We start from the raw sequence: 5,150 nt of genomic DNA on the forward strand, positions 1-5,150 counted from the left end.
TGCCGGCGCCGTTTTCCCCCAGCAGGGCAACGATTTCGCCCCGGTCGAGGTGCAGCGAGACATCCTCGTTCGCGGTGACGGCGCCGAAATGCTTGGTGATCCCGTCAAGTTCAAGGACGCGGGTCATGCGTTGCCTCCGAATAGGGGAATTGGATGGGTCCAGCGGCGGTCTGCCTCAAGCGCCGCGCCAAGCGCCAGCAGGCGCAGGTCGCCGCCCATGGGGCCGATCAGCTGGACCGGCAGCGGCAGGCCGTCGTGCGCGCCGTAGGGCAGCGTCAGGGCCGGAGCGCCGGTGATGTTCGCAAGTGCAGCATAGGGCGCGAGGGCGTCCATACGGGCCAGTTGGGTCTCGGGCTCTGCGTGGTCCGTCGGGAAGCTGCCAAGCAGCGGCGGCGCGGTGGAGAGCATGGGGGTCAGCAGGACATCGCAGCTCTCGAAGAGCTGCCACAGCGCATGCGACGCCCCTGCCCCGGCCTCGGTCGCCTGCCAGAGATCGACCGCCGTCAGCGCCGCGCCACGCTCGGCGAAGGCGCGGGTCAGCGGCTCGAACCGTTCGGGGGCCAGACCGGCCCGTACCAGCGTGGCGAGATTGGCCGAGATGACACGGTCGAAGATCCGGGCCGAGGTCTTGCGGATCGCCTCCAGCGCCCTGGCGTCGATCTGCACGATACGGTGACCGATGATCTCAAGCGCCTTCGCGGCGGCCTCGATGGCCACTGCACGCTCGGGGGCGATGTCAGGGCCGTCGGTGACAAGACCGATGGTGAATGTGCCCTCGGCAGGCAATTGCACGGGATCCGGGAACGGCCCGCGCGCCGTGCCGGTCAGGCAGGGCCAGAGCGTCTGAGCATCGCGGATCGAGCGCGTCACGGCGAATTCGGTGGCAATGCCGCCCAGATGGTTGCCAAAGCCCGGTCCGCCCGGGATTGCCCCGCGCGTAGGCTTCAGCCCGACAAGCCCGCAGGCCGCCGCGGGCACCCGGATCGAGCCGCCTGCGTCTGTCGCATGGGCCAGCGGCACGATGCCCGCCGCGACCGCCGCCGCAGACCCGCCAGAGGAGCCGCCCGCCGAAAGCGCAGGGTTCAGCGGGTTGCGACAGAGCGGCCCAACCGCCGGTTCGCTCGACAGCGACAGGCCGAACTCGGGCACGGTCGTCGCGCCGAAGGGGCGGAAGCCGGCGGCGCGGAACTGCGCGGCAAGGTCGCTGTCGGCAACGCCCTTCTTGCGCGCCAGCGCGGCCGACCCGGCCCGCATGGGAATGCCCGCGAAGGGACCACCGAGGTCCTTGACCAGCAAGGGTACGCCCGCGAATGGGCCACCCTGCGCCACCGCAGGGTCGGCCTCGGCCAGCCAGCAGACCGCACCGAGATCGGCGCAGGCCGCGGCCCTCTCGCGGGCAAGCGACAGGGCGCGCTCCTGGCTCAGCCGGCCCTCTGCCAGCGCGGCGGCCAGGCCAAGGGCGTCGTCGGGCCAATCAAGGGCGGCGGGTGTCTCGGGCAAGGCGATCATCCGGAGCGGGGATACAGAAAGTCCCGCCCGAGTACCGGGCGGGACATGTTTTCACAAGAGACTGAGCCGCTTATGCAGGTTCATCGAAGTTGCGCGGCACGTCGAAATCACCGGCGATGATTGCCTCGCGGGTCTCCAGCATGGCCTTCACGGCCGCTTCGGGCGCCACGCCTTCGACGTAGTTGATGTCGTTGCCGCCGTCCTTCATCAGGCTCAGCGGGGTATAGTTCTTGCCGGTCGGGTTGCCTGCAACCGCATCGGCCAGGGCCGCGTCCAGCAGCGGACGGAAGGACCAGAGCGCATTGGCAAAGACGGTCTCAGGGTAGCGCGGCGTGTAGTCGATCATCGAGCCGATGGCCTTGATGCCCCGCTCCTGCGCGGCGTCGGCGGTTCCGATCCGCTCGCCGAAGAGGATGTCAGCGCCGGAGTCGATCAGAGCCAGCCCAGCTTCGCGCGCCTTGGGCGGGTCGAAGAAGGTGCCGATGAAGGAGGTCAGGTGCCGGGCCTCGGGGTTCACCGCCTTCACACCGTCGGCGAAGCCGTTGATCAGCATGTTGACCTCGGGGATCGGGATCGCGCCGACCGAGCCGACCACGCCGGTTTCGGTCATCGCACCGGCCAGCATGCCCGCAAGGTAGGCGGCTTCCCAGTTCCAGGTACCAAAGACGCCGAAGTTGTCGCCCGCCGCCTCGCCGGACGAGCCCAGCAGGAAGGAGGTGTCGGGATAGTCGCCCGCCACGCTGCGCGCCTCGCGCTCGACCGCATAGGCCTCGCCCACGATTAGCACGTTGCCGGCTTCGGCGTATTCACGCATGGCGCGGGGGTAGTCGGTGCCCGAGACGCCTTCCGAGAAGGTGTAGTCGATCACGCCTTCCTCATGCGCGGCCACCAGTGCGGCATGCAGAACCGAGTTCCAGGCGTTTTCGACCGGGCTGGCATGGATGCCGGCGACCTTCACCGCAGCGCCCTGGGCGCGCAGGATCGAAGGGGCGAAGAGGGTCGAGGCGCCGAGGGCCGCGCCGGTACCCAGCAGGCGGCGGCGGTTGATCAGAAGTTTGGTCACTGGAAGTCTCCCTGTTCCTCCCGGGGGTGCCCCGGGGTGTTCCGTTGGCCGTCGGGCCGTGGTGTCAGACGGCGCCTCTGCCGGTGCGCTGTCAAGCGGCGCCCCTGACCATACGCGGACGTTCAGGCTGGGGCCCCGGAGGTTGCCCTCTAATTGGGCAAATTCCTGACCATCCGGTCAAGTTGCATGTTCGGGCGCGTAGGCGGCGGGGTTCACCTGGCCGGGCCGGCCCGGCAGCGAGAGGCGCGAGACCTCGGGCGCGGTTTCCGAGACCAGCTTGCCACGCCGCCAGACCTTCAGGCGGTTCGGGCGCAGGCGGATCGCCTCGGCTGCGTCCCTGGCCTGCAGCAGCACGAGATCGGCGTTGCAGCCCCTGGCGAGGCCGTAGCCCTCAAGCCCCATGATCTTCGCGGAATTGGTCGTGACCATCTGGAACAGCTGCTTCTTGTCCTCGCCCGAGCCGAGCTGCGTGGCATGCAGCGCCATATGGGCCACGTCCAGCAGATCGCCGGTGCCCATGGAATACCAGGGATCCAGCACGCAGTCCTGGCCGAAGCCGACGGTAATGCCGGCCTCCAGCAGCTCGGGAATGCGGGTCAGGCCGCGGCGCTTGGGGTAGGTATCGTGGCGGCCCTGCAGCATGATGTTGATCAGCGGATTGGGGATCGCGGCCAGCTCGGCCTCGGCCATCAGCGGGATCAGCTTCGAGACATAGTAGTTGTCCATCGAATGCATCGAGGTCAGGTGACTGCCCGCCACCCTGCCCTGCAAGCCAAAGCGCACGGTCTGCGCGGCGAGGGTTTCGACGTGGCGCGACAGCGGGTCGTCGGTCTCGTCGCAATGCATGTCGACGCGCAGACCCCGGTCGGCGGCGATGCGGCAGAGCGCTTCGACCGAGCGGGCGCCCTCTTCCATGGTGCGCTCGAAATGGGGAATGCCGCCGACGATGTCGACGCCCATGTCCAGCGCGCGGATCAGCGCGTCGGCCGCCTCGGGGCAGCGGTAGAAGCCGTCCTGCGGGAAGGCGACCAGTTGCAGGTCGATGTAGGGGGCGACGATCTCGCGCACCTCAAGCAGCGCCTCGGCGGTGACAAGGCGCGGGTCCGAGACATCGACATGGCTGCGCACCGCCAGAAGGCCCTTCGAGACCGCCAGATCGCAATAGCGCACCGCGCGCTCGATCAGCGCCTCCTTGGTCAGCGTCGGGCGCAGCTCGCCCCAGAGGGAGATGCCTTCCAGCAACGTGCCCGAGACGTTCATCCGGGGCAGACCCAGCGACAGGGTCGCGTCCATGTGGAAATGGGGATCGACGAAGGGCGGCGTGACCAGCTGGCCTTCGGCCTCGACCACCTCGCCAGCTTCGGCGGTGATCCCGGGGGCCACCTCGGCGATCTTGCCATCCTTCACGGCGATATCGACACCTGCGGTGCCGTCGGGAAGGGTGGCGTTGCGGATGAGAAGATCGAACATCGGGCGGCTCCTGAATCGCTGTCCCCTGAGGGTAGGCGTCAGGTAACCGCATGTCACGCCGATGGAAATCTGTTTGTCGCCCCTGGGGCCTCCGGGCGGGTCGCTTTGCCGAGGAAAGCGACGGTCGTGGGGACCCCGGGGTTCCACCCCGGGGCCACCGGTGCCTTAGGTGCCGCGCGCCATGATGGCGTCGAGGCTGTCATGCTCGGCCACGTAGTGCCCCGGCGCGACCTCCTGCAGTTGCGGCACGTAGTCGATCTGCCCGGCGTCCAGCTTCGAGGGCAGGAAGCGCAGCGCGGCTTTCGTATCCAGCGGCGAGGGCAGCTCTCCCGGGATGCGCAGTCGTTCGCGCGCCTTCTCGGCCACCGGATCGGGGATCGGTACGGCCGAGATCAGCGAGCGCGAATAGGGATGGCGCGGTTCGGCGCAGATCACCTCGGCCTGCCCCATCTCGACCACCCGACCGAGGTAGAGCACCATGATCCGGTCCGAGATCTCGCGCACCACCGAGAGGTCGTGGCTGATGAACAGCATCGACATGCCGAACTCGGCCTGAAGATCCTTCAGCAGCTTCACGATCTGCGCCTGGATCGAGACATCCAGCGCCGAGACCGCCTCGTCGCAGATGATCAGCTTGGGCCGGTTGATCATCGCCCGGGCGATGCCGACGCGCTGGTTCTGCCCGCCGGACAGCTCATGCGGATAGCGGTTGTACTTCTCGGCCTCCAGCCCGACGCGCTCCATCATTTCCAGCACGGCCTCGCGGCGCTCGCGCTTGGTCATCTCGGGGCGGTAGGTCTTCAGCGGCTCGGCGATGCTGTCCGCGATGGTCATGCGCGGATCCAGCGAGGCCAGCGGATCCTGGAAGACGATCTGCAGGTCCTTGCGTTCCTTGATCAGCGCCTTGCGGTCGAGGTCGGTCAGAGGCGTGCCCAGCCAGCTGACCTCGCCCGCCGTCGGATCGACAAGACGCAACACGGCGCGGGCCAGGGTGGACTTGCCGCAGCCGGACTCCCCCACGATGCCCAGGGTCTCGCCCGCTTTCAGGTCGAAGGTGACACCGTTCACCGCCTTCAGCGGCACGGTGCGGCCGAACACGGCCCCCTTC

The 5,150-nt window shown here is 68.4% G+C and carries 4 protein-coding genes and 1 pseudogene; all 5 read right to left on the minus strand.

The genetic code is table 11. The features are described from left to right. Nucleotides 1–127 (minus strand): annotated as a pseudogene (locus tag OS124_RS27415) (sugar ABC transporter ATP-binding protein); the annotation flags it as partial. Further along, entirely contained in the window at nucleotides 124–1,509 is a 1,386-nt protein-coding gene (locus OS124_RS0109735) for an amidase (RefSeq protein WP_010139372.1), read from the minus strand. The pseudogene OS124_RS27415 and the gene OS124_RS0109735, both read right to left, overlap by 4 nt. A gap of 70 nt (nucleotides 1,510–1,579) precedes the next feature. After that, nucleotides 1,580–2,572, minus strand: coding sequence for a BMP family protein (locus OS124_RS0109740; protein WP_010139373.1), 993 nt, complete (start codon nucleotides 2,570–2,572; stop codon nucleotides 1,580–1,582). A 177-nt stretch (nucleotides 2,573–2,749) separates the two neighbouring features. Continuing rightward, nucleotides 2,750–4,042 carry an amidohydrolase family protein gene (locus OS124_RS0109745; RefSeq protein ID WP_010139374.1) on the minus strand — a complete coding sequence of 431 codons (1,293 nt, stop codon included), beginning with the start codon at nucleotides 4,040–4,042 and terminating at the stop codon, nucleotides 2,750–2,752. Nucleotides 4,043–4,207: 165 nt separating this feature from the next. Further along, on the minus strand, nucleotides 4,208–5,150 hold a 943-nt coding region (locus OS124_RS0109750), incomplete at its 5' end, for an ABC transporter ATP-binding protein (RefSeq protein ID WP_010139375.1).

This window comes from Oceanicola sp. S124 (genome assembly GCF_000220565.1).
Classification (GTDB): Bacteria; Pseudomonadota; Alphaproteobacteria; order Rhodobacterales; family Rhodobacteraceae; genus Pseudooceanicola.

Coding starts and splice junctions, on each gene's coding strand:
- OS124_RS0109745 (WP_010139374.1), bottom strand. CDS start 4,042: ATGTTCGATCTTCTCATCCGCAACGCCACCCTTCCCGACGGCACCGCA.
- OS124_RS0109735 (WP_010139372.1), bottom strand. CDS start 1,509: ATGATCGCCTTGCCCGAGACACCCGCCGCCCTTGATTGGCCCGACGAC.